1 protein-coding gene is annotated in these 1,082 nt (G+C 71.9%); it reads left to right on the top strand.

Features of this window, described 5'->3' with window-relative positions:
* Positions 1–1,082, top strand: a 1,082-nt coding sequence (locus JMF90_RS38135) for an efflux RND transporter permease subunit (protein WP_201326449.1), incomplete at both ends; no start/stop codon positions are given.

Raw genomic sequence — 1,082 nt, 5'->3', positions numbered from 1 at the left:
GCGCCGATCGACATCCAGATCGTCGGCAACAAGCTCGACCAGAACCGTGCGGTCGCGAATGCGCTGCTCGCGAAGCTGCGCGGCGTGCGCGGGCTCGTCGACGCGCGCATCCAGCAGCCCGGCGACGAGCCGGCGATCAACGTGAACGTCGATCGCACGAAGGCGATCCAGGCCGGCCTCGAACAGCGCGACGTCGCGCAGAACCTGCTGATCGCGCTGTCCGGCAGCTCGCAGACGACGCCGAACTTCTGGCTCGATCCGCGCAACGGCGTCAGCTATCCGGTGCTCGTGCAGACGCCGCAATACACGGTGAATTCGCTGCAGTCGCTCGCGAACGTGCCGCTGCCCGCCGGCACCGCACGCTCGCCGCAGACGCCGGCCGGTGGCCCGGCCGCGGGCGCGCCCGCGCAGAACCTGCTCGGCGCGCTCGGCTCGTTCTCGCGCGCGACGCAGCAGGCCGTGGTGTCGCACTACAACGTGCAGCCGGTGCTCGACATCTTCGCGTCGGTGCAGGGGCGCGACCTCGGCGGCGTCACGGGCGACGTGACGAAGCTCGTCGACGCCGCGCGCGCGCAACTGCCGCCCGGCGCGTCGATCGTGCTGCGCGGCCAGGTGCAGGCGATGCACGAGTCGTTCACGGGCCTGCTCGGCGGCCTCGCGCTCGCGATCTCGCTGGTCTACCTGCTGATGGTCGTGAACTTCCAGTCGTGGCTCGATCCGCTCGTGATCGTCGGCGGCCTGCCCGCATCGCTCGCCGGCATCGCATGGATGCTGTTCGTCACGCGCACCACGCTGTCGGTGCCCGCGCTGACCGGCACGATCCTGTGCATCGGCATCGCGACCGCGAACAGCATCCTCGTCGTGAACGCGGCGCGCGAGCTGCTCGCGGGCGGCGAGCCGCCGTGGCAGGCGGCGCTCGACGCCGGCTTCGCCCGCTTCCGGCCCGTCGTGATGACCGCGCTCGCGATGCTGATCGGCATGCTGCCGATGGCGCTCGGCCTCGGCGACGGCGGCGAGCAGAACGCGCCGCTCGGCCGCGCGGTGATCGGCGGCCTCGCGTTCGGCACGGTGTCGACGCTGCT

This window comes from Burkholderia sp. E168m23, from assembly GCF_016586125.1.
Taxonomy (GTDB): domain Bacteria; phylum Pseudomonadota; class Gammaproteobacteria; order Burkholderiales; family Burkholderiaceae; genus Burkholderia; species Burkholderia orbicola.
Note: the sequence above shows the minus strand (reverse complement) of the source record. Positions and strands in the feature narration are given on the sequence as shown.